The following is a 1,599-nucleotide window of genomic DNA, read 5'->3' as shown; positions in this document are numbered from 1 at the left end:
ATCGAAAGCTCTACACTGCCTCGTTCCGTAAATTTAACGGCATTGGACATGAAGTTCATGATCACCTGACGCAAGCGGTGATCGTCAATGACGATGTGATAAGGCGTGTTCGGGCTAATGCTGACGGTTAATTCGATGCCTTTCTCTTTTGCTTTTGGGGACACGATTGAGGCGATGTCATAAATTGATTCTCGCACGCAGGTTGAATGAGGACTTATCAGCAACATGCCGGACTCAATTTTGGAAAAATCCAACACGTCGTTAATCAGGCTGAGCAGCAATTGGGAAGACGTCTCTATTGTGTCGACGTAATCTCGCTGTGTATCCGTCAACGGGGTATCTGCCAGCACTTGAGAAATACCTATCACGCCGTTGAGCGGGGTGCGAATCTCGTGCGACATGTTCGCTAGGAAGCTACTTTTCGCTTTGCTGGCTTCAATCGCGTCGTCTTTGGCGCGCTCGGCATCTTCTTTGGCTTTGGTGAGTTTCTGCTTTGCTTGTTCTCTCTCATGACTGAGTTTTTCCACTTCTTGAGCAAACTTGCTTAACTCATCTTTGCCTTTGATGAGCTCAGAAAGTGGTGAGTCTTCGCTGTAATTTTCGCGGCTTAAAAACTCAAGAACAAGATGCAGGTTGTTGGTCACTTTACGCACCAAGCGAATGGTTAAACTGATAACAAGAATCGTCACCAACGACATGAGAACAATGAATACCAACCGCTGTTGCGTGGTTGCTTTAATGGTTTGTGCGAGCTTCGTTTGCAGCTCATGTTCCATCGTATCGTCGATGTCATGAAGTAGCGCCAGTCGCGTGTTCAGCGCAGCAAGTCCAGCTCCCGTTTTAAGAGGAGATAACGCTTGTAGTTCCTCTTGGTTAAGTAACTGATCACGAAATTCTTGGCTAGTTTGAAATACCTTGTTGCTAAAGGTTTCTATCAGCAATTGGACTTGGTTCTGGTTGGCATTGAGCGCGACGAAGCGCTCTACAAGCAGTTGTTGGTTTTGAATCAGAGACTGAATCTCATCACGAACAGCGTCGTCGTAATGAAGACGCTTATTGGCTGAATAAATGAGATATTCACTCAATCGACGCTCTTCCGTCGACCAAAACATTAACCATTCCAATTGCATTAAGGAGGAAAGATGGCGATCGGTTTCGTAACTGACGTTACTAAAATAGACCTTGTCGAGATTAAGTAGGATTTGCTCAAAAGTATCTGCTCGCCATTCTGCAATATCCAGTTTTTCTTCGATATCGATTGCTGTGAACATCGAGAGGCTGGCTTCTTCAAAACTCGCAAGTAGAGGCAAAACCTCTGAATTGTCGCCAAAAACGCGGGGGGTCGTTTCTTTTAGTTCTTGAATGAGCTGCGCTGTTTTCTCAGCTTTATTCGGGATGGATGGGTTATTGGGTAAATTAAACAGGTAAGAGACTTTGTCGATGTAAACAGAAAATAATTGAGCTTTTTGTAAATCTTGAGCTTGAGTCGAAAGGCTATGAACGTGTTGTCCCGCCAGAAAAAACAACAAAATGATTGGCAGTAAGACAAGGCCAAACAGTTTGTGTTTTACTGACAGGTTATTCCACGAAAAAATTCCG

Annotated in this window: 1 protein-coding gene; it reads right to left on the bottom strand. The window is 44.5% G+C overall.

Going from position 1 to position 1,599, the window contains the following annotated elements:
* The coding region (locus tag R7D93_RS25220; protein WP_318129552.1) for a histidine kinase dimerization/phospho-acceptor domain-containing protein at positions 1-1,599 on the bottom strand (1,599 nt) is incomplete at both ends.

Source organism: Vibrio sp. YT-15 (assembly GCF_033337445.1).
In the GTDB taxonomy this organism is placed as follows: Bacteria; Pseudomonadota; Gammaproteobacteria; order Enterobacterales; family Vibrionaceae; genus Vibrio; species Vibrio alginolyticus.
This window is presented reverse-complemented; position numbering and strand designations above follow the sequence as displayed.